This window comes from Kitasatospora sp. NPDC005751 (assembly GCF_040630835.1).
Lineage (GTDB): Bacteria > Actinomycetota > Actinomycetes > Streptomycetales > Streptomycetaceae > Kitasatospora.
Genome location: NZ_JBEXYC010000052.1, coordinates 1 through 20260, shown reverse-complemented (window position 1 = coordinate 20260; position 20260 = coordinate 1). Strand labels below are relative to the sequence as shown.

The following is a 20260-nucleotide window of genomic DNA, read 5'->3' as shown; positions in this document are numbered from 1 at the left end:
CCGCAGCGCTTTCGGTGGCACCCGAAGCGTCGCCGCGGAGGTGGCGTGATGTGCCGCGATGGCGTGACGGGGTGGCGCGGGGCCTCACGACTTGACGTGAGCGCCGTCACATCGGTGGTGCCAAAGGTCCGCAATCGCGGTCATTTTGCCCGGGAAAGTCCTGGTCGGCCTTGGCTGACCAGGACTTTTCGTGTTCTTTTCCTGACGTGGCGCCGCAATCCGGGTAGTGTCCGGCGATAGGTCATCGAAGAGCGGCGATTCCCGTTGCTCTCGCAGGTCAGAGCCGTGAGGTTCCCCTGCGGCCGGTGTCCTGGGAACCAAACCAGTCATAGCTCAATCCCTTCCTTCCACACCCTGAGGTGAACGGCGTGGCTCTTCCGCCCCTTACCCCTGAACAGCGCACCGCCGCGCTCGCCAAGGCCGCCGAGGCTCGCCGGGAGCGCGCCGAGGTCAAGAATCGGCTCAAGCACTCCGGCGCCTCCCTGCACGAGGTGATCAAGGCCGGCAAGGCCGACAACGACGTGATCGGCAAGATGAAGGTCTCCGCGCTCCTGGAGTCCCTCCCCGGCGTGGGCAAGGTCCGCGCCAAGCAGATCATGGAGCGCCTCGGCATCAGCGAGAGCCGTCGTGTCCGTGGCCTCGGCACGAACCAGATCGCCTCCCTGGAGCGGGAGTTCGGCGGCGGTGCCGCCTGACCGTGCCCCCGTGGTCCCGGGAGCGTCCGCGATCCGGGATAATCGGTGCATGAGTGAGCGTCCGCGGCTGACCGTGCTCTCCGGCCCCTCGGGGGTCGGCAAGAGCACGGTCGTCGCTCATATGAGGAAGCAGCACCCCGAAGTCTGGCTCTCGGTGTCGGCGACGACCCGCCACCCGAGGCCCGGCGAGCAGCACGGGGTCCAGTACCACTTCGTCGACAACGACGAGTTCGACAAGCTGATCGCCAACGGTGAGCTGCTGGAGTGGGCCGTGTTCGCGGGCAACCGCTACGGCACCCCGCGCCAGGCCGTACTGGAGAAGCTGGAAGCCGGCGTGCCGGTCCTGCTGGAGATCGACCTGCAGGGCGCCCGCCAGGTGCGCGAGTCGATGCCCGAGGCGCAGCTGGTCTTCCTGGCTCCGCCGAGCTGGGAGGAGCTGGTCCGCCGGCTCACCGGCCGGGGCACCGAGCCGCAGGACGTCATCGAGAAGCGGCTGGAGGCGGCCAAGGTCGAGCTGGCCGCCGAGACGGAGTTCGACACGAGCCTTGTCAACACCTCGGTCGAGCAGGTAGCGGCCGAACTGCTAGCCTTGCTCGGTGTAGTCTGACCTGTCTGTCTTTTCCACCTTTCGGAAGGTTTTCGCGTGTCCTCTTCCATGACCGCGCCCGAGGGCATCATCAACCCGCCGATCGACGAGCTGCTTGAGGCCACCGACTCCAAGTACAGCCTCGTGATCTACGCCGCCAAGCGCGCGCGTCAGATCAACGCGTACTACTCGCAGCTCGGTGAGGGCCTGCTGGAGTACGTCGGCCCGCTGGTGGACACCCACGTGCACGAGAAGCCGCTGTCGATCGCGCTGCGCGAGATCAACGCCGGCATGCTCACCGCCGAGGCGGTCGAGGCGGCCTGAGCCGGTCTCCCTGTCTGTTCTGTCGAAGGGCCCGTCGGATCCGTTCCGGCGGGCCCTTCGGCGTGCCCGGGGGCGGTGCGGGGTGCACCGTGCCGCCGGCCGGCGGGGGGTCGTAGGGTGAGCACGTCCCGAGCGAGGAGAGAGTGGGAAGCATGAGCGCGAGCACGGACCGGTCGGACGCACCGCGCGTCGTCCTCGGCGTCAGCGGCGGCATCGCCGCCTACAAGGCGTGCGAGGTGCTGCGGCGGTTCACCGAATCCGGCCACCAGGTGACCGTGGTGCCCACCGAGGCCGCGCTGCACTTCGTCGGCGAGGCCACCTGGGCCGCGCTCTCCGGCCGTCCCGCCGCCACCGAGACCTGGGAGCGGGTCCACGAGGTGCCGCACGTGCGGATCGGGCAGAGCGCCGACCTCGTTGTGGTCGCCCCCGCGACCGCCGACCTGATGGCCAAGGCGGCCCACGGGCTCGCCGACGACCTGCTCACCAACACCCTGCTGACCGCGCGCTGCCCGGTCGTCCTGGCGCCGGCGATGCACACCGAGATGTGGGAGCACCCGGCGACCCGGGAGAACGTGGCCACGCTGCGCCGCCGGGGCGTCGTGGTGCTGGAGCCCGCCGTCGGGCGGCTGACCGGCAAGGACACCGGCAAGGGGCGGCTGCCCGAGCCGTCCGCGATCTTCGACGCCTGCCGGGCGCTGCTGCGCCGGGGCGCGGCCGCGGCCGACCTGGCCGGCCGGCACGTGGTGGTGTCGGCCGGCGGTACCCGCGAGCCGCTGGACCCGGTGCGCTACCTCGGCAACCGGTCCTCCGGCAAGCAGGGCTACGCGCTGGCCGCGACCGCCGCGGCGCGGGGCGCCCGGGTGACGTTGCTCTCGGCCAACGCGGAGCTGCCCGACCCGGCCGGGGTCGACGTGGTGCACGTCTCGACCGCGCTGGAGCTGCGGGAGGCCGCGACGAAGGCGGCGGCGGACGCCGACGTGGTGGTGATGGCCGCCGCGGTGGCCGACTTCCGCCCGGCCGAGTACGCCAGCGGCAAGATCAAGAAGATCGAGGGGGTCGAGCCGGCCCCGGTCGCGCTGGTCCGCAACCCGGACATCCTGGCCGAGCTCTCCGCCCACCGGCCCCGTTCGGGCCAACTGGTGGTGGGTTTCGCGGCGGAGACCGACGACGTGCTGGCGAACGGTCGCGCGAAACTCGCCCGCAAGGGCTGCGACCTGCTGGTGGTGAACGAGGTCGGCAACGGCAAGGCCTTCGGCACGGACGTCAACGAGGCCGTGATTCTGGGCTCGGACGGCACTGAGACGGGGGTGCCGGTGGGGCCGAAGGAGGCGCTCGCCGACGTGGTCTGGGACCTGGTCGCGAAGCGGTGGCAACCGGTCGCCGAGTGATCTCAAGAGGTGAGCAACCGGTCTCCTTTTCCGGAATCGAGTCCCGATAGCCGGTAGCTGACCGTTACACTCCAGGAATCAAGTCTTTCCGGATGTCCCCGGTCCGCCGGGGGCCTTCAGTCAGCAGCCGCTGCAACCCCAGGGAGCGCTGTGTCTCGCCGCCTGTTCACCTCGGAATCCGTGACCGAGGGACACCCCGACAAGATCGCTGACCAGATCAGCGACACCATCCTTGACGCTCTCCTGCGAGAGGACCCGACGTCCCGGGTCGCCGTGGAGACGCTCATCACCACCGGCCAGGTGCACGTGGCCGGCGAGGTGACCACCAAGGCTTACGCGCCGATCGCGCAGCTCGTCCGGGACAAGATCCTGGAGATCGGCTACGACAGCTCCAAGAAGGGCTTCGACGGCGCCTCCTGCGGCGTCTCGGTGTCCATCGGTGCCCAGTCGCCCGACATCGCACAGGGTGTCGACACGGCGTACGAGGCCCGGGTGGAGGGTGACGAGGACGACCTGGACAAGCAGGGCGCCGGTGACCAGGGCCTGATGTTCGGCTACGCGTCCGACGAGACGCCCGAGCTCATGCCGCTGCCGATCACCCTGGCGCACCGCCTCTCGCGTCGCCTCTCCGAGGTCCGCAAGAACGGGACGATCCCGTACCTGCGCCCCGACGGCAAGACCCAGGTCACCATCGAGTACGACGGCGACAAGGCCGTCCGCCTCGACACCGTGGTCGTCTCCTCGCAGCACGCGAGCGACATCGACCTCGACTCGCTGCTCACCCCGGACATCCGCGAGTTCGTCGTGGAGCCGGAGCTCAAGGCGCTCGCCGAGCAGGGCATCAAGCTCGTGACCGAGGGCTACCGCCTGCTGGTCAACCCGACCGGGCGCTTCGAGATCGGCGGCCCGATGGGCGACGCCGGCCTCACCGGCCGCAAGATCATCATCGACACCTACGGCGGCTTCGCCCGGCACGGCGGCGGCGCCTTCTCCGGCAAGGACCCGTCCAAGGTGGACCGCTCGGCCGCCTACGCGATGCGCTGGGTGGCGAAGAACATCGTCGCCGCCGGCCTCGCCAGCCGCGCCGAGGTGCAGGTCGCGTACGCGATCGGCAAGGCCGAGCCGGTCGGCCTCTTCGTGGAGACCTTCGGCACCGAGACCGTGCCGGTGCTCACCATCCAGAAGGCCGTCACCGACGTGTTCGACCTTCGCCCGGCCGCGATCATCCGCGACCTGGACCTGCTCCGCCCGATCTACTCGCAGACCGCCGCGTACGGCCACTTCGGCCGTGAGCTGCCGGACTTCACCTGGGAGCGGACCGACCGGGTCGAGCAGCTGAAGAAGGCCGTACAGGACTGACCCGCGGTCGGCCCGACCGATCGGACCGCAGGCGGCGGCCGCCCCGACACGGGGGCGGGCGCCGCCTGCGGCGTTCCCCGGTCGGGGGCCGGTGCGGGCGTGATGTCGGTGTGACCTGGTAGTACTGGGAGCGATGAGCAGCACGCAGGGGAGTGACGAGGCCGGGGCGGCGCCGGAGCAGCTTGCCTTCATCCGGGAGACGGTCCGCCGGGCCAAGCCCCGGACGTGGCACGGCGCCAAGCGGGCCGAGCACCTGCCGGTGGCCCGGGTGGTGGTCGACAAGGGCGTCCTGACCATCGACAAGTTCTTCGACTACGAGGTGCCCGCCGCGATGGCGGACGACGCCCGGCCCGGCGTCCGGGTGCGGGTGCGTTTCGGGGCGCGGGTGGTGAAGGGCCAGCGCGAGGGCGGGGAGCTGCACGACGGGTTCATCGTCGAACGGCTGGAGAAGAGCGACTTCCCCGGTCCGCTGGCGCCGCTCGCCCAGGTGCTCTCGCCCGAACCGGTCCTCACCCCGCAGCTGCTCCGGCTCTGCCGCACCGTCGCCGACCGGTACGCCGGCACCCTGGCGGACGTCCTCCAGCTGGCCGTACCGCCCCGGCACGCCAAGGCCGAGGCCGAGCCCTCGCCGCCGCCCGGCCCGCTGCCCGGGGCACCACAGCCCGGCGGCTGGTCCCGCTACCCCGCCGGGCCCGACTTCCTCGCCGCGCTGGCCGCCGGCGGCCAGCCGCGCGCGGTCTGGACGGCGCTGCCCGGCCCCGGCTGGCCCTACGAGATCGCCCGGGCGGTCGCCGCCACGCTGGCGAGCGGGCGGGGCGCACTGGTCGTGCTGCCGGAGGGCCGGTCGGTGGCGCGGGTCGACCAGGCGCTGACCGAGCTGCTGGGGGAGGGCATGCACGCGACCCTGGCGGCCGACCTCGGCCCCCGCGAGCGCTACCGGCGCTGGCTCACGGTGAGCCGCGGCTCGGTGCGCGCCGCCATCGGCACCCGCGCCGCCATGTTCGCGCCGGTGCACGACCTCGGGCTGGTGGTCGTCTGGTCGGACGGCGACAGCAGCCACAGCGATCCGCGCAGCCCGCACCCGCACGTGCGGGAGGTCGCGCTGCTGCGCGCGGCGGAGGAGGGCGCTGGCGTCCTGCTCGGCGGGCACGCCGTCACGGTCGAGGGCGCGCAGCTGGTCAGCACCGGCTGGGCCCGGCCGCTGGTGGCCGACCGGGAGACCGTCCGGCAGGTGGCGCCGAGGGTCCGTACCGTCACCGACCAGGACCAGCACCGGGACGCCGCCGCCCAGGCCGCCCGGCTGCCCTCGGTGGCCTGGGAGGTGGCCCGGGAGGCCCTGGCGAGCGGCGGCCCCGTGCTCATCCAGGTGCCGCGCCGCGGCTACGTGCCCCGGCTGTCCTGCGGGAACTGCCGCACGCCGGCGCGCTGCCGCCGCTGCGAGGGCCCGCTGGAGGCCTCGGCCGCCGACGCGCCGCTGCAGTGCGGGTGGTGCGGGGAGGGCGCGGCCGACTGGCACTGCCAGGAGTGCGGCTCGTTCCGGCTGCGGGCCCAGGTGATCGGCGCCCGGCGCACGGCGGAGGAGCTGGGCAAGGCGTTCCCGCGCATCCCGGTCCGGACCTCCGGGCGGGACGCGGTGCTGGCGACCGTCCCCGCCGAGCCCGCCCTGGTGATCTCCACCCCGGGCGCCGAGCCGGTGGTGGAGGGCGGCAGCGGCTACGCGGCCGCCCTGCTGCTGGACGGCTGGGCACTGCTCGGCCGCCCGGACCTGCGGGCCGGCGAGGAGACGCTGCGGCTCTGGCTGACCGCCGCCGCGCTGGTGAAGCCGTCGACGGAGGGCGGCGCGGTGGTCGTGGTGGCCGAGCCGACCGCCCGGCCGGTGCAGGCGCTGGTCCGCTGGGACCCGCTCGGCCACGCCGGGATGGAGCTGGAGGAGCGGGCGCAGCTGCACTTCCCCCCGGTGTCGCGGATGGCCTCGGTCAGCGGCAGCCCGGCGGCGGTGGCGGATCTGCTCGGGCTGATCCGGCTGCCCTCCGAGGCGGATGTGCTGGGGCCGGTGCCGGCGCCCGCGCTGCGGGGGGAGGAGCAGGAGCGGGCGCTGTTGCGGGTGCCGCCCGGGCAGGGCGCGGCGCTGGCGACGGCGCTGAAGGCGGCGCAGATCGCGCGGATCGCGCTGCGGACGCCGGAGGCGGTGAAGGTGCGGATCGATCCGACGGACATCGGGTGAGGTCCGGGGGCGGTCGGGTGGTCCGGAGGGTGTGGGCCGGGGTCTCGGGTGGCGTCGGCGGGTGTGGGCCGGTGGTTCGGGTGGCTTCGGCCGGGCGGGGCCCGTGCGGTTCGGCGTGATCGGCCGGACCGCACGGGCTGCCGTCGGGCTCAGCCGCGCAGGGGGATGCCGGGGCGGTCCAGGGCGCCCCGGTCGTGGGTAGGGCGGTCGTGCGCCGCCGCGCGCTCCAGTACGGCCCGGTCCAGGGCGCTGCGGTCCAGGCCGCCCTGGCGGGCCGCCGGGACGGTCGCGGCCAGTCCGGTCGGGGCGGGAGCGGCGGCCGGCAGCTCCTCGGAGCGGTCCGGCCGGGTCGGACCGGGCACCCCCGGGACGCCGCCGGCCGGCACCCCGCCGGCCGCCAGCAGCTCGCTGGTCGGCCGGCGCATCCCGTAGCGCCGGTGCACCGCCTGCTTGGTGACCCCGAGGGCCGAGCCCACCGAGTCCCAGGAGAAACCCAGCGCGCGGTCGAACTCGACCGCCGCCGCGACCAGCGTCTCCACGCTCTCGCGCAGCTCCTGCGCCAGCCGCACCGTCGGCGCGGGCGCCCGCCCGTACACCACGAACCCGGCCGAAGTACTGGGGCGGCGCGGACGGTAGACGTTGCCCAGCTGGGCGGTGAGCGTCCGCAGCGCGTCGACCTGCCGCCGGACCCGCTCGATGTCCCGCACCAGCAGGTGCAGGCTCGCCCGCGCCCGGGCGTCGTGATTGATCTGCTCGGCCATGGCCTACGTGCCACCTTCCGTACGGTTCAGCTCGGCCGGAACGTGATGTCCCGCGCGTTCCGGCCCCGGTCAATCTCACTTGACCAACGCCGGACCGCCCGCCGGGGTCACGCAGCCGGGCCGACTCGGGATATGCCAGAACACGGTGCCGGGAGCCGAAGGCCTGCGCGGGAGCGGTGCGGAGGGGCGGGCGGTGCCGCGATCCGATTGCATAGACTTGGCCGGTGGTCGGCCCGTCGGGCGGTCGTGGGCGGGTCGGTGACCGGTCGGTGACCGGTCCGTGGCCCGAACTCCCGGGGCCCGCCCGTGGCACGCCGAACGCCCGACACCCGAACGCCGAAGTCCCGCACCTCCCGCACTCCTCAACTCCCCGACGGACAGGAGCCCGTACGCCGTGGCGATCCAGCCGATCCGCATTTTCGGAGACCCCGTCCTGCGGGCCACCGCCCAGCCGGTGACCACCTTCGACAAGGAACTGCGCAACCTGGTCCGGGATCTCACCGAGACCATGCTCGACGCCCCCGGCGCCGGTCTGGCGGCTCCCCAACTCGGCGTCTCCCTGCGGGTGTTCACCTATCACGTGGACGGCGTCACCGGGCACCTGATCAACCCCGACCTGTCGCTGACCGAGGAGGAGCAGGACGGCCCCGAGGGCTGCCTCTCGCTGCCCGGCCTGCGCTACGACACCAGGCGCGCGTACGGCGTGGTCGCCAAGGGCTTCACCATGTACGGCGATCCGGTCACGGTCGAGGGCACCGAGCTGCTCGCCCGCTGCATCCAGCACGAGACCGACCACCTCGACGGCATCATCTTCATCGACCGCCTCGACCGTGAGCGGCGCAAGGAAGCGCTGAAGGCGATCCGCGAAGCGGACTGGGGCGAGGGCCCCGCGCCCGTCGTCCGGGTCTCCCCGCACAGCACCTTCGGCTCCGCGCGCTGACCACCCCGGTCGCCGCTCCTACGGAATTCCCGCTACCAGAAAGGCCCTTGATGCGCCTCGTGTTCGCCGGCACCCCCGAGGTCGCCGTTCCCGCCCTGGACGCCCTGCTCGCCTCCGACCGGCACGAGGTCGTCGCGGTGGTCACCCGCCCCGACGCCCCCGCCGGCCGCGGGCGCAAGCTGGTCGCCAGCCCCGTCGCCCAGCGCGCCGAGGAGGCCGGGATCGAGGTCCTCAAGCCGGTGAAGCCCAGCGACCCGGAGTTCATCGCCCGCCTCACCGAACTCGCCCCCGACTGCTGCCCGGTGGTCGCGTACGGCGCGCTGCTGCGCCCCGGCGCGCTGGAGATCCCCACGCACGGCTGGGTCAACCTGCACTTCTCGCTGCTCCCGGCCTGGCGCGGCGCCGCCCCCGTGCAGCACGCGGTGCTGGCCGGCGACGAGGTCACCGGCGCGTCCACCTTCCTGATCGAGCAGGGCCTGGACTCCGGTCCGGTCTACGGCGTCATCACCGAGGAGATCCGCCCGGCCGACACCAGCGGCGAGCTGCTCGACCGGCTCGCGCACTCCGGCGCCCGGCTGCTCGCCGCCACCATGGACGGGATCGCCGACGGCTCGCTGCACGCCGTCCCGCAGCCCGCCGAGGGCATCACGCTCGCGCCGAAGCTCACCGTCGAGGACGCGCGGATCGACTGGGCCCACCCCGCCCTGCGGATCGACCGCGTGGTCCGCGGCTGCGCCCCCGCCCCCGGCGCCTGGACGCTGTTCCGCGGTGAGCGGCTCAAGGTCTCCGGCCCGGTGAAGCTGCTGGCGGACGCCTCCGCGCTCGCCCCCGGGGAGCTGGCCGTCGGCAAGGACAGCATCCGGGTCGGCACCGGCAGCCACGAGATCGAGCTGGGCGAGGTGCAGCCGCAGGGCAAGAAGCCGATGCGCGCGGCCGACTGGGCCCGGGGGGCGCGGATCGAGTCCGGCGAGCGCTTCGAGGACGCCGCGCGCCCGTAGGACGGCGCTTCCGCCGGGACAGCGCTTCCGTGCCGGATGCCGTGCCGCCGAATGCCGTGCCGCCGGTCCCGCCTCGCCCGGGCGGGGCCGCCGGGCCCGGCGCGGGAGCGGTACGGCGCGGGTCCGGGGTCCGGCACGGGCCGGGGCCGGGGTGTACCTTCGGACGAGTCTCCCCGGGCGACGAGTCTCCCCGGACCATGGGGAATACTGTTCGTTCGATAACCACCGCAGCACTTTGAGGCACCTTTTGAGCACTCCCAGCGCCGGCCGCGCGCCCCGTCCGCACCGTCGTCCCAAGAAGGACCCGGCGCGCATCGTCGCGTTCCGCGCCCTGCGGGCCGTCGACGAGCGCGACGCCTACGCCAACCTGATCCTGCCGTCCCTCCTGCGCGAAGCCGAGCAGAAGGGCATGGACCGGCGCGACGCCGCCCTCGCCACCGAGCTGGTCTACGGCACGCTGCGCCTCCAGGGCACCTACGACGCCGTCATCGCCGCCTGCATCGACCGGCCGCTCAGCAAGGTCGACCCGCCGGTCCTGGACGTCCTGTCGCTCGGCGCCCACCAGCTGCTCACCACCCGCATCCCCAGCCACGCCGCCGTCTCGGCGACCGTCGAGCTGGCCCGGGTGGTCCTCGGCGACGGCAAGGCCAAGTTCGTCAACGCCGTCCTGCGCCGGATCAGCGCCCACGACCTGGACGCCTGGATCGCCAAGGTCGCCCCGCCGTACGAGAAGGACGCCGAGGACCACCTCGCCGTCGTCCACTCGCACCCCCGCTGGGTGGTCGCCGCCCTCTGGGACTCGCTCGGCCGCTGGCAGCCCGACGCCTCCGACCGCACCGCGATCGAGGAGCTGCTGCGCGCCGACAACGAGCGCCCCGAGGTCACCCTGGTCGCCCGCCCCGGCCGGATCGCCGTCGCCGACCTCGCCGAGACGCTGCCCGAGGCCGAGCCCGGCCGCTGGTCCCCGTTCGCGCTCCGGCTCGCCGAGGGCGGCGACCCGGGCGCGCTCCCGGCCGTCCGGGAGAACCGCGCCGGCGTCCAGGACGAGGGCAGCCAGCTGGTCGCGCTCGCCCTGGCCGCCGCGCCGCTCGACGGCCCGGACCGGGTATGGCTGGACGGCTGCGCCGGCCCCGGCGGCAAGGCCGCGATGCTCGCCGCCCTGGCCGCCCAGCGCGGCGCCGCCCTGGTGGCCAGTGAGAAGCAGCCGCACCGGGCCCGGCTGGTGGCCCGCACGCTGGAGGGCAACCCCGGCCCGTACACCGTGATCGCCGCCGACGGCACCCGCCCCGCGTGGCGCGCCGACAGCTTCGACCGGGTGCTCGTGGACGTCCCCTGCTCCGGCCTCGGCGCGCTGCGCCGCCGCCCCGAGGCGCGCTGGCGCCGCCGGCCGGCGGACGTCGCCGCCTTCGGCCCGCTCCAGCGCGACCTGCTGCGCGGCGCCATCGACGCCACCCGGATCGGCGGCGTCGTCGGCTACGCGACCTGCTCGCCGCACCTCGCCGAGACCAGGGCCGTGGTGGACGACGTGCTGCGGGAGCAGGGTGGCCGGGTCGAGTGGATCGACGCCCGCCCGCTGCTGCCCGGCGTGCCGTCGCTGGGCGAGGGCCCGGACGTCCAGCTCTGGCCGCATCTGCACGGCACCGACGCGATGTACCTGGCGCTGCTGCGCCGGACGGCGTAGCCGGGAGGCGGGGCAAGGAGGGCCGGTCGCGGGTGCGGCCGGCCCTCCGGCGTCTGCCGGGGGCCGGTTCGCCAGGGCGTCGCGAGTGCGGCGAGGAGTGCGGCGGCCTGGTGGCGGAGCCGGTCGAGCGGGAGGTCGTCGCAGTACAGGTCCGCACCGGGGATGCTGAAGGAGCCGAACCGGTGCACCGCTTGGTAGGCGAGGTACGGGCGGTGGCCGGCGCGGAGGTCCAGGCCGCACGCGAGGGTGGCGAAGTGGCCCTGGTCGCCCTCGCTGTCGGGGGCGGCGAGGTACCACTCGGCCTCGAACGGCTCGGGGCCGGACGGCAGCTCCACGAGGGCACGGGCCAGCGCGCGGACGTCGTCGGCCGTGTCGAACGGCAGCGACTCGGACACGTACGGGGAGGCCGCGAGCAACTCCCACCCGGCAGGGGTGCGGTGGACGGCGAGCGTGGAGGTGCCCTCGGCGGACGTCCAGTGGCAGAGCAGCGGCGGGTCGGTCAGGTCCATCCGGTCCGTCCGGTCTACTCGGTCCATCGGGGGCCTCCGGGGCGGGGCGTTCGGTCGCGTCGCCACGTTGCCGGAGGCGCTGGAGCAGTCGGCGGCCGGTGTTGGCGGTGGCGTCGGCCGCCGCCTGCTCGGCGCGGGTGAGGAGGGCGGTGCCGTGGGCGCCGAGTGCGCCGGTCAGGAAGGGGCCCGCCTGGGTCAGCAGGTCCGCGATCCCGGTGCCCGACAGATGGGACGACCCGGTCATGATCCGCTCAGGCGGACGGCGGTGGGTCGGTGGTCAGGGGGCGGTCGGTGAGGCCGGTGCCGCCGAGGCGGGTGGTCAGGCCGGCGAACAGGGTGACGTCCTCCGGGCTCCAGGAGGGCGCGGCGAACAGCTCGTCGGCGACGCGTTCGGCGGTGGCGCGGATGTCCCGGAGCAGGGTGCGGCCGGTGTCGGTGAGCGCCGCGTAGGCGACCCGGGCGTCCCGGGCGTCCGGCTCGCGGGTCACCAGGCCGATGCGTTCCAGCGGGGCGAGCCCCCGGGTGACGCCGGAGGCGGTGAGGCCGAGCGCCTCGGCGAGGTCCACCCGGCGCATCCGGCCCCCGGGCGCCTGGCCCAGCCGGAGCAGCAGGGTGAAATCGGCCAGGCTGACCCCGTGCAGGCCGCTCAGGGTCGCGTCGAACCGCCGTACCAGGGCCGCCTGCGCCCGGACCAGGCGCAGGGCCGCGTCCAGTGTGGAACTCATTGCCACCTCCTTGACTGCTCAAGTATAGCTGCGGACTGAGCCGTCGAGGAGGTGGCGGAGCGGGGGGTGCGGGATCGTGCGGGGTGGGATCAGGCGGTGCGGGCGGCTCGGCGTTGGCGCTTGCCGACGGCGGCCTGGGAGAGGTCCTCGGCCTGCGACCGGAGGTTCTTGTAGCCGTAGCCGTGTTCGTCGAGCCAGGCCTTCGCCGCCCCCTCGGCCCGGTCGGCGGCCTCCAGGATGTCCTCCTCGGCCTCGCCCGAGTCCAGGAAGCGGAAGGTGAAGGCGGGGCGCGAGGCGAGGTCGTAGCTGAGGTGCCCCTCGGGCGTGAACGACGCGTACAGCACGTCGTGTTCGGCCGCGCGGGCGAGGAGTTCGGCGTGCTGGTCGGCGTCGAGGCCGTCGAAGGAGCCGCGGACGGTGACGCGGAAGGTGCGAGTGGTCATCCCTCGACCCTAGCCATCGGGGCCGGTCCGGTTCCACCGCGTTTCACCGGTGGGCGGCCCCGGGGTAGCCGGTGGTCGGGCCCGGGGCACCGGGTGGGATCCCACCCGGTGCCCCGGCGGGCTCAGGCCTCGCGCAGGGCGGCCTCGGGCGGCGCGAGGCCGTCGGGGCCGGCGGAGGCCGGCGCGGCGGGCTCCGCGTCGTCCGCGTCGTCCGCGCCGCCCAGCGCGGGCCAGCGGATCTGCGTCGCGCAGAGTGAGACGACGGCGGCGGACGCGGCCACCGCGGCCATGCCCCACACCAGGCTGCTGCCGTTGGCGATGAAGCCGATCACCGCCGGCCCCGCGAGCAGGCCCGTCGTCCCGGTGGCGGCGACCAGCGCCAGCGCGTCCGAGCCCTGCCGGGCGGCGGCCACGTAGATGCACGGGGTCACGGCCGCGACGCCCAGCCCCACGCAGGCGAACCCGAGCAGTGTCGGCACCACCCCGCCGGCCAGCAGCGCGAGCGCCAGGCCGCCGCCCGCCAGCAGGCTGCCGACGCGGACGATCCGCCCGTCGCCGAAGCGGGTGCGCCAGCCGTCGGCGAAGATCCGGGCCGCCACCATCATGACCGAGACGACGGCGATGCCCAGCGGGGCCAGTTGGGGCGCCGCGTTGACGACATCCTTCAGGTAGAGGGCCGACCAGTCGTTCATGGCGCCCTCGGTGATGGTGCCGAACACCATCGCCAGGCCCATCCAGATCGTCACCCGCGAGGGCAGCGTCAGCCCGCGTCGCTTCTTCGGCGCCTGCGGCTCGGCGGCCTCCGGCGCTTCCGCGGCCGCCTTCTGGTCATCCGTCAGCATGCCCGTCTGGGCGAGCCCGAGGAGCAGCAGGAGGACGACGGCGGCGAGGCCGAAGTGCACGGACAGGGTGGTGGTGAAGGCGTTGACGCCGGAGGCGAGCAGGGCGGCGAGCAGCGAGCCGGCGCTGAAGGTGGCATGCAGCCTGGACATCGCCGTCCGCCGGTACTTGACCTCCAGGGCGGCGCCCTGCGCGTTCATCGCGACGTTCAGGCAGCCGACCGCGATGCCGTCGAAGCAGGCCACCACCAGGGTCACCGGGTAGTTGGGCGCCACGGTGAGTCCGAGCAGCACCAGGCCCAGGGCGAGCGCCGACAGGGTGGCGAGCAGCCGTGAACCGAGCCGCTTCATCAGCGCCGCGACCAGCGGGAAGGACACCGCCGCGCCCACCCCGCAGACCATCAGCAGCAGGCCGAGTTCGGCCTCGCTCAGGTCCAGCCGGCTCTTCAGCGCGGGCAGGCGGGAGACCCACGTCGCGTACTGGAAGCCGAGGAAGCAGAACAGGGCCGCGATGGCCAGTTGGGCTCGGCGGTAGTCGTCGCGCAGGCGGAGCATGTTCATCGAACCACTTCGTCTTTCAGGGGCGACCCGGGGAACGGGCCGTGGGGGTGCGGCGGCGCCCCGGAGCCGGCTGCGGCGAGCAGGGCCGTGGGGGTGGGAGCCGCCGGGAGGGGAGGCGCGGCGGGGGGAGCCGTGCGCAGGGACATCGACATGTAGACCGCCTGGGAGCCGTAGCTCGCCGGGAGTTCGACCTCCGGCTCGGCGCGGTAGCCCAGCGGGGCCCAGAGGACCTCGCTGCCCCGGACGGCCACCAGCGAGATGGTCTCGAACCGCCGCAGCCGGGCCGTTCGCGCGAGGTGGCCGAGCACCAGGGGCGCGAGCCCCCGGCCGCGCAGCTCCTCGGCGATCACCAGGTCGTGCGCGTGCATGTTGGTGGACCGGACGCCGGCGGCCTCCGGCCGGCTCAGGTCCGGGCACGCGTGGAGCGGGTAGGGCAGGGCGAGCAGGTAGCCGCCGAGGCGCCCCCGGTGCTCCACCGCGAAGCAGGTGGTGGGCGAGGCCCGGCCCCGGGACTCCAGCGCCGCCCGCCCCTCGGACAGACCGCTCGCGCTGTAGGCGCGGGCCTCCAGTGCCACGACCTCGTCCCAGTCGTCGGCGGCCAGCAGTCGGACGCGGACGCCCTCGGCGATCTCGTCGGCCATCATGCGGGACCTCCCTCGGAGACGGGAACGGGGGTGCGGGTAGGCGCAGGGGCGGGGCGGCCGGTGCTGTCGGTCCGGCGGACGCAGGTGTACGGGAGCGGCTCGAACCCGTTGAAGCCCTGGGTCGTGTACGCCGTGGCGTAGGCACCGCAGGAGAAGATCCAGACCGGATCCCCGGAGGCGGCGGCCGCCGGCACCGCGACGAGGCCGTCGTCGTCGGTGTACGCGTCGTCGCTGTCGCAGGTCGGGCCCGCGACGACGGCCGGAATGTAGCCGCCCTCGGTGGCGGAGTCCCGCGGGTGGGCGGGGAACTCCATCCGGTACTGCAGTTCGTCCATCTCGTACAGGCCGTTGAACTTGCCGCAGCCCAGGTAGAGCCAGTGCTGCCGCTCGCCGTCGAGCTGCTGCCGGGAGGTCAGCCGGGCGACCTGGGTCCGGATGGCGCCGTGGTCCGCGACCAGGTGGCGCCCCGGCTCCAGGAGGAAGTCCAGCGGCGCCGCCGACACCTCCCGGAGTCGCTGCATGCCCTCCCGGAGTACGGCGAACATCTTGTCCACCGGCGGGTCGAGCGGCCGGCCCCGCTTGTCGAGGACGCCGAGGGCGGGCAGGCCGCCGCCGAGGTTGACGTGGTCCAGCAGGATGCCCCGCCGGTCCAGCTCCTCGACCACGGCGGTGAGCGAGTCCAGCGCGCTCTGCCAGGCGTCGGAGGTCATCTGCTGCGACCCGACGTGGACGGAGAGCCCCGACGGGGTCAGCCCCGCCGCGCGCGCCTCCTCCAGGACCAGGACGGCGTCCGCCGGTGAGCAGCCGAACTTCCGGCTCAGGCCCCAGAGCGCGCCGTCCCCGGTGGTGGCGACCCGGCAGAACACCCGGGCACCCGGGGCGTGGACGGCGAGCGCCGCGACGTCCTCCAGGCTGTCCGTCGCGAAGTCCCGGACGCCGAGCCGGTACGCCTCGGCGATGTTGCGATCGGACTTGATGGTGTTGCCGTAGTGGATCCGCTCGACCGGGACGCCGGTGCGCAGGGCCTGGGCGATCTCCTGCGGGCCGGCCGCGTCGAAGCCGGCGCCCAGCTCCGCCAGGTGGGCGAGGACCTCGTCCACCGGGCACGCCTTCATGGCGAAGCGGACGGCGATGCCCGGCAGTTCGCGCAGCAGCGCCGTGTACTGGCCCTCGATCCCGTCCAGGTCGTAGTAGATCCGGTCGTCGGTCGCGGCCGCCAGGGCGGCGCGCAGAAGTGTGTTCTCAGACATCGTCGATAGCTCCAGGCCCGGTCAGCGGGCCAGCTGCTCGGGGCCGGTGGCCTTGCACGCCCGCACCAGCGGACCCCACGCCCCGATCAGCAGTGCGAAGTCCTCGGTGTCCGCCTGCGCCTCGTCGAGCAGGCGGTCCCGCAGGGTGAGCAGATGGTCGGCGAACTCGGCGTACTTGCCGCCGAGTCGGCGGTAGGCGCCGTCCAGGACGGACAGCCGGCGGACGTTCTCCGTCCGGTCCGTCCCGATGCTGCGCCGGACGGAGTCGGCGATCACGGCGACCCGTACGCGGTGCTCGTCGTCGAGCAGCGCACCGCCCGCCGCCTCCATGTCGAAGTACACCGGGTAGAGGTAGAGCATCGACAGCAGGAACTTGGTGAACCGCAGCTGGTAGGCGGTGAATCCGGCGCCCGTGCGGCGCTCGGGGGTGTAGTAGTTCACGATGTGCCGGTTGTGCACCACGCCGGGCAGGGTGGCGTCGCGCACCACGTGCAGGAGGAAGTAGTCGCTGCCGATGGTGTCGGTCGCGGACGGCAGCGGCAGGCGCTCGTACACCGCGTGGTCGAAGCCGATGTTGCACATGTCGACCCGCCAGATGTCCGGGAGGTCCAGGACGGCGCGGTCCTCGGTGAACGGGTCGGTGCCACCGCCGACGAAGGAGTCGTCGACCAGCTCCCGCTTCTCCTCCTCCGACGCCCCGGCCGGCGCCCAGAGCGCGACGACCTCGTCGTAGACGGCCGGGTCCAGCTCGCGGATCTCGCCGATGTCGACGGAGAGTTCACCGACGAAGGAGCCGCCGACCATCGCCACCGGCTTCTCGGCGTGCGCCGGGTCGAGGGCGTTCTCGGTGACGCCGGCCGCCGCGTCGGCCGCCCGCTTCCCGAGGGACAGCAGCTCGTGGTGGATCGGGAAGACCGGCTTCCCGTCCAGGACCTGGTAGTGGCTGTCGGAGTCCCGGCGGTGGACCGAGCGGCAGCCGAGGGCGGCGGCGATCAGGAACGCCCGGTTGGTGCAGGCGCCGTAGGAGACGGCGTCCGGCAGCATCAGGTCGAGCACCCGGGCCGGTTCGGCGACCGCGGCGGCGTCGATCACCCGCCGCAGGAACGTCCGCTGCCGGGCTTCGTCGAGGTGGTGCACGACCACGCCCGCCGCCCCGGGCAGCGCGTCCACGGCCTTGGCGTGGACGGCGAACGTCGGCTCGTCGGAGGAGTCCAGCACCAGCAGGTGCACCTCGACGCCGAACTGCGCGGCGGCGTAGGCGGCTTCCTCGCCGATCGACGCGATGGTGTCGGCGCAGGCCCGGTTGGTGGGCAGGGTCAGGCAGATCCTGTCCACGCCGGCGGCCCGGTTCACGCGTCGCCGTCCGGGGTGCTGTGTCGGACGGTGTGCTGTGCGGTGTGCTGTGCGGTGTTCGGTTCGGTCTCCGGTCCGGTGCGCTGCTCGGCGTGCCAGGACTCCAGGCCCAGCAGTTTGGCGCCGAGGTCGCTCAGCCCGGCCTTGCCGTAGCGCAGCGACTCGTGCTTCCGCGGGTCGCCCACCAGCGTCTTGTTCCACGTCGGGGTGGAGAGGTCGCGCCAGGAGGCGATCCGCGAGGCCTTGAGCTCCTCGTGCTCCTCCAGCGCCGGCATCATCGAGAGGTACTGGACCGCCCGGACGCCCTGCTCCGAGGTGTTGCGGGCCACGCCGTGGGCGAGCAGGCCGTTCCAGATCAGCAGGTCGCCGGCCTTCAACTCGGGCCGCACGACCGGGAACTCCGCACGGTCGACGGCGGGCCGGATCGGGTCGCGGTCGGCCGGCTGAGCGGCCTGCCACTGGTTGAACCGCCGGAACAGCTCGGGGTTGCACTGGAAGCCGCCGTGGTCCGGCCGGGTGTCGTTGAGCGCGATGATCCCCTGGACGCGCTGCGGCAGGATGCCGAGCGTGGTGTCGACGTCCCAGTGCAGCTCGATGTCGAAGCCCTTGTCCGTCGCCTCGATCAGCGCGCGGTCACGGTTGCCGACGTTCGGCGGGTTGAGGTTGAGCCGGTCCAGCGTCACCCAGAGCTCTTCGCAGTCCCAGACGTCGACGAACGCGTCGTAGACCCGCTGCGCCTGGCGGCTGTCCCAGATCAGCTGGTGCTGGTAGGCCTCGACGAAGCCGTAGATGTGCAGGTGCTGGGCCAGTTCGTCGGCGAACTCCCGCTCCTCGTACCAGGTCTCCGGCCGCTCCGGGTCCAGGCCCTGGAAGTCCCAGGCGAAGTCCAGCAGCCGCTTCGCCGCCTCGGCCGGGATCGCCTCCCGGACGACGACGTAGCCGTACGTCTGCCAGAACGAGTAGTCCTCCTCGGAGAGCACGCGCAGCGGCCGCGCCTTCTCGATGTCCTTCAGCGGTGTCCTGGCGAGATAGGTCTCGCCGTCGTTGCTGAAGTACGGGGTGTCGGAGGCGGCCCGATACAGGTATCCGTCAGGCTTCGGCATGCAATCACTCCAGAGGTCGGGAAACTACTGCGGCCGGGACGCGGCGCCGGTTCACGGGGCGGCTCCTGCGCCCGTACGCACCGCCGTTCCCGTTCCGCCGCGCGCACGGCGGCATCGCCGCAGGGCGGCGTCGGAGGACGGCCGACCGGCGGCAACGCGTGCTCGGGCGCGGACGGTTCGGGGCGCGGTGGCCACGAACGGCCGGCGGCGGACGGCTCCTGGGAGAGCGCGGCCGAAGGCGCCGGTCGGGTGAAGGGTGAAGGTGAAGGGGGAGAGGGCGGAGGGTGGTTGATCGGGGTGTCGGGCGACGGGGCTTCGGACAGCGGGGAGGTTGCGGGTCTCGCGGTTCCCGGCGGCGCTCAGCGCGCGTGCGGTTCCTGCGGGGGTGGCGGGCCCGGTCGGGCCCTCGGGGCTGTCGCATCCAGGGACGGACCGCCCGTTTCCCGCGGGGACGGGGCCGGGATTCCTTCCTCCTTCTTGTGTTCGAAGCCCCCGACGCGTCGTTGACGCCCTCGGTGGACATGCGGCGGCGTCGGCCAACTCGCGTGTCCGGCACGGGGCATCGCCGGGACTTCCCACCTCGTCAAACTTGCTTCCCCTACGGTGGACTAGACCAACTTGTGGTGTCAACCCTTCTCCGGAGGAGGCTCGCGGCCGCCGTCGCGATCCGTGGGAACGGGCGGTGACCAGGCCGGAGTTGCGGCGGAGGAACGGCCTGCGCGGCCGGTGGCGACCCCTGCCCGAAGGCGCCGGGCGGTTGCCCTTTCGGGCAATCGGGGCATGAGCGGCCGCCGGGTCGGCGTTGGTGACGGGGATGGCGACGGCGCTGGAGCCAGTGGCGGGCCGGGGTGGGGGCGGGCCGGGAGCCGGCCTGTCCGGTGCCTAGCGGGCGTGGTCCTCGCGCCGGGCGTGGTCGTCCGACGGGCGGCCCTGGGCGGTGCCGGTCGGTGGGGCCGGGTGGTCGGCCGGGGTCTGCTGCGCCGTCCAGGCCAGCAGCAGTCGCAGGGCGTCCTCGGACGGACTGCCGGGCTCGGGCGCGTAGGTGATCAGCGCCTGGGCCGGGTCGTCGGCCGCCCGCAGGGTCTCGTAGGCCAATTCGAGCGTGCCGACCACCGGGTGGTGGAAGCGCTTGACCCCGGACGTCTTGTCCCGCACCGGGCGTTCGGCCCACCAGGTACGGAACTCCCGGCTCTTCATCGCGAGTTCACCGATCAGCTCGCGCAGTCGCGGGTCGTCGGGCCGGCGGCCCGCCTCCATGCCCAGATGGGCCACGTTCCCCCGCGCGCACTCGTCCCAGTCCGCGTACAGGGAACGGGACTCGGGGTGCAGGAAGGTGATCCTGGCGATGTTGCGCGTGGCGGGTTCCAGGGCCGCGAAGTCGCCGAACAGCGCGCTCGCCGCCCGGTTCCAGGCCAGCACGTCCATCCGCTGCCCCATCACCAGCGCGGGCAGCTCCGGGAGGGACCGCAGGAGGGTCCGCAGCATCGGCCGGACGCGCTGCGGCTCCTCCGCCGCCGGCGCGGCCCGCCGCGTGGCGGCGGCCGGGCGGGCGATCCGGTGCAGGTGCCGGGTCTCCTGCTCCTCCAGGCGCAGCGCCCGGGCCAGCGCGTCGAGCACCGCCGGCGAGGCGTTGCGGACCCGGCCCTGTTCCATCCGGGTGTAGTAGTCGACGCTGACCCCGGCGAGTTCGGCGATCTCCTCGCGGCGCAGGCCGGCGACCCGCCGCCGGGCGCCCGCGCCGGGCAGGCCGACCTCCTGGGGCAGCAGCCGGGCGTGGCGGGAACGCAGGAAGACGCCGAGGGCGGTCGGGGAACTCATGTGCCGATTCTGGCCGACGCGCCGCCGTCGTGCCTGGGGAGAGCACGGTGAGCACACCC

General features: G+C 73.9%; 18 protein-coding genes. 9 read left to right on the top strand and 9 right to left on the bottom strand.

The annotated features are described in order from the left end of the window. The first annotated feature begins 368 nt into the window (after window positions 1–368). The 6 genes from mihF (at window position 369) to ABZ497_RS29765 (ending at window position 6576) form a co-directional block, all read left to right on the top strand. A complete protein-coding gene (mihF, locus tag ABZ497_RS29790; RefSeq protein ID WP_030056187.1) occupies window positions 369–695 on the top strand; it encodes an integration host factor, actinobacterial type in 327 nt (108 codons plus the stop codon). Window positions 696–744: 49 nt separating this feature from the next. Continuing rightward, window positions 745–1302, top strand: a complete 558-nt coding sequence (gmk, locus tag ABZ497_RS29785; RefSeq protein ID WP_352290776.1) for a guanylate kinase — start codon at window positions 745–747, stop codon at window positions 1300–1302. Between the two features lie 36 nt (window positions 1303–1338). Continuing rightward, entirely contained in the window at window positions 1339–1605 is a 267-nt protein-coding gene (rpoZ, locus tag ABZ497_RS29780; RefSeq protein ID WP_030056185.1) for a DNA-directed RNA polymerase subunit omega, read from the top strand. A gap of 152 nt (window positions 1606–1757) precedes the next feature. After that, window positions 1758–2993 carry a bifunctional phosphopantothenoylcysteine decarboxylase/phosphopantothenate--cysteine ligase CoaBC gene (coaBC, locus tag ABZ497_RS29775; RefSeq protein WP_359809648.1) on the top strand — a complete coding sequence of 412 codons (1236 nt, stop codon included), beginning with the start codon at window positions 1758–1760 and terminating at the stop codon, window positions 2991–2993. Window positions 2994–3143: 150 nt separating this feature from the next. Continuing rightward, the gene (gene metK / locus ABZ497_RS29770; RefSeq protein ID WP_329486768.1) at window positions 3144–4352 is read left to right on the top strand and encodes a methionine adenosyltransferase; all 1209 of its coding nucleotides are present in this window, start codon (window positions 3144–3146) and stop codon (window positions 4350–4352) included. A 133-nt stretch (window positions 4353–4485) separates the two neighbouring features. After that, window positions 4486–6576 (top strand): primosomal protein N', encoded by a 2091-nt coding sequence (locus tag ABZ497_RS29765; protein ID WP_359809646.1) that lies wholly within the window; start codon window positions 4486–4488, stop codon window positions 6574–6576. Window positions 6577–6725: 149 nt separating this feature from the next. On the opposite strand, the gene ABZ497_RS29760 is transcribed toward ABZ497_RS29765, so the two are convergent. After that, a complete protein-coding gene (locus ABZ497_RS29760; protein ID WP_329486766.1) occupies window positions 6726–7337 on the bottom strand; it encodes a hypothetical protein in 612 nt (203 codons plus the stop codon). Between the two features lie 394 nt (window positions 7338–7731). Here ABZ497_RS29760 and def point away from each other — a divergent pair, with 394 nt between their 5' ends. The 3 genes from def to ABZ497_RS29745 all read left to right on the top strand — a co-directional run bounded on the left by def (window position 7732) and on the right by ABZ497_RS29745 (window position 10956). Beyond that, entirely contained in the window at window positions 7732–8277 is a 546-nt protein-coding gene (def, locus tag ABZ497_RS29755) for a peptide deformylase (protein ID WP_352290778.1), read from the top strand. 50 nt (window positions 8278–8327) lie between these two features. Then, entirely contained in the window at window positions 8328–9275 is a 948-nt protein-coding gene (gene fmt / locus ABZ497_RS29750) for a methionyl-tRNA formyltransferase (protein WP_359809643.1), read from the top strand. A 247-nt stretch (window positions 9276–9522) separates the two neighbouring features. Further along, window positions 9523–10956, top strand: a complete 1434-nt coding sequence (locus ABZ497_RS29745) for a transcription antitermination factor NusB (RefSeq protein WP_359809642.1) — start codon at window positions 9523–9525, stop codon at window positions 10954–10956. 760 nt (window positions 10957–11716) lie between these two features. Here ABZ497_RS29745 and ABZ497_RS29740 read toward each other — a convergent pair. The 8 genes from ABZ497_RS29740 to ABZ497_RS29705 all read right to left on the bottom strand — a co-directional run bounded on the left by ABZ497_RS29740 (window position 11717) and on the right by ABZ497_RS29705 (window position 20201). Beyond that, window positions 11717–12190 carry a MarR family transcriptional regulator gene (locus tag ABZ497_RS29740; protein ID WP_359809640.1) on the bottom strand — a complete coding sequence of 158 codons (474 nt, stop codon included), beginning with the start codon at window positions 12188–12190 and terminating at the stop codon, window positions 11717–11719. 89 nt (window positions 12191–12279) lie between these two features. After that, complete coding sequence (locus ABZ497_RS29735) at window positions 12280–12633, bottom strand: DUF6204 family protein (RefSeq protein WP_359809638.1); 354 nt, start codon at window positions 12631–12633, stop codon at window positions 12280–12282. A 122-nt stretch (window positions 12634–12755) separates the two neighbouring features. Continuing rightward, window positions 12756–14027, bottom strand: coding sequence for an MFS transporter (locus ABZ497_RS29730; protein ID WP_359809673.1), 1272 nt, complete (start codon window positions 14025–14027; stop codon window positions 12756–12758). Between the two features lie 2 nt (window positions 14028–14029). Then, the gene (locus ABZ497_RS29725) at window positions 14030–14677 is read right to left on the bottom strand and encodes a GNAT family N-acetyltransferase (protein ID WP_359809636.1); all 648 of its coding nucleotides are present in this window, start codon (window positions 14675–14677) and stop codon (window positions 14030–14032) included. Beyond that, the gene (locus ABZ497_RS29720) at window positions 14674–15927 is read right to left on the bottom strand and encodes a type III PLP-dependent enzyme (protein ID WP_359809634.1); all 1254 of its coding nucleotides are present in this window, start codon (window positions 15925–15927) and stop codon (window positions 14674–14676) included. The genes ABZ497_RS29725 and ABZ497_RS29720 overlap by 4 nt, the downstream gene beginning before the upstream one ends. A 21-nt stretch (window positions 15928–15948) precedes the next feature. After that, entirely contained in the window at window positions 15949–17262 is a 1314-nt protein-coding gene (locus ABZ497_RS29715) for a DUF6271 family protein (RefSeq protein ID WP_359809672.1), read from the bottom strand. Between the two features lie 14 nt (window positions 17263–17276). Beyond that, window positions 17277–18383: a phytanoyl-CoA dioxygenase family protein gene (locus ABZ497_RS29710; RefSeq protein ID WP_359809633.1), complete on the bottom strand. Its 1107-nt coding sequence runs from the start codon at window positions 18381–18383 to the stop codon at window positions 17277–17279. An 882-nt stretch (window positions 18384–19265) separates the two neighbouring features. Next, entirely contained in the window at window positions 19266–20201 is a 936-nt protein-coding gene (locus tag ABZ497_RS29705) for a helix-turn-helix transcriptional regulator (RefSeq protein ID WP_359809632.1), read from the bottom strand. Window positions 20202–20260 lie beyond the last annotated feature (59 nt).

Coding starts and splice junctions, on each gene's coding strand:
- gmk (WP_352290776.1), top strand. CDS start 745: ATGAGTGAGCGTCCGCGGCTGACCGTGCTCTCCGGCCCCTCGGGGGTC.
- coaBC (WP_359809648.1), top strand. CDS start 1,758: ATGAGCGCGAGCACGGACCGGTCGGACGCACCGCGCGTCGTCCTCGGC.
- ABZ497_RS29765 (WP_359809646.1), top strand. CDS start 4,486: ATGAGCAGCACGCAGGGGAGTGACGAGGCCGGGGCGGCGCCGGAGCAG.
- ABZ497_RS29760 (WP_329486766.1), bottom strand. CDS start 7,337: ATGGCCGAGCAGATCAATCACGACGCCCGGGCGCGGGCGAGCCTGCAC.
- fmt (WP_359809643.1), top strand. CDS start 8,328: ATGCGCCTCGTGTTCGCCGGCACCCCCGAGGTCGCCGTTCCCGCCCTG.
- ABZ497_RS29740 (WP_359809640.1), bottom strand. CDS start 12,190: ATGAGTTCCACACTGGACGCGGCCCTGCGCCTGGTCCGGGCGCAGGCG.
- ABZ497_RS29735 (WP_359809638.1), bottom strand. CDS start 12,633: ATGACCACTCGCACCTTCCGCGTCACCGTCCGCGGCTCCTTCGACGGC.
- ABZ497_RS29730 (WP_359809673.1), bottom strand. CDS start 14,027: ATGCTCCGCCTGCGCGACGACTACCGCCGAGCCCAACTGGCCATCGCG.
- ABZ497_RS29725 (WP_359809636.1), bottom strand. CDS start 14,677: ATGATGGCCGACGAGATCGCCGAGGGCGTCCGCGTCCGACTGCTGGCC.
- ABZ497_RS29720 (WP_359809634.1), bottom strand. CDS start 15,927: ATGTCTGAGAACACACTTCTGCGCGCCGCCCTGGCGGCCGCGACCGAC.
- ABZ497_RS29710 (WP_359809633.1), bottom strand. CDS start 18,383: ATGCCGAAGCCTGACGGATACCTGTATCGGGCCGCCTCCGACACCCCG.
- ABZ497_RS29705 (WP_359809632.1), bottom strand. CDS start 20,201: ATGAGTTCCCCGACCGCCCTCGGCGTCTTCCTGCGTTCCCGCCACGCC.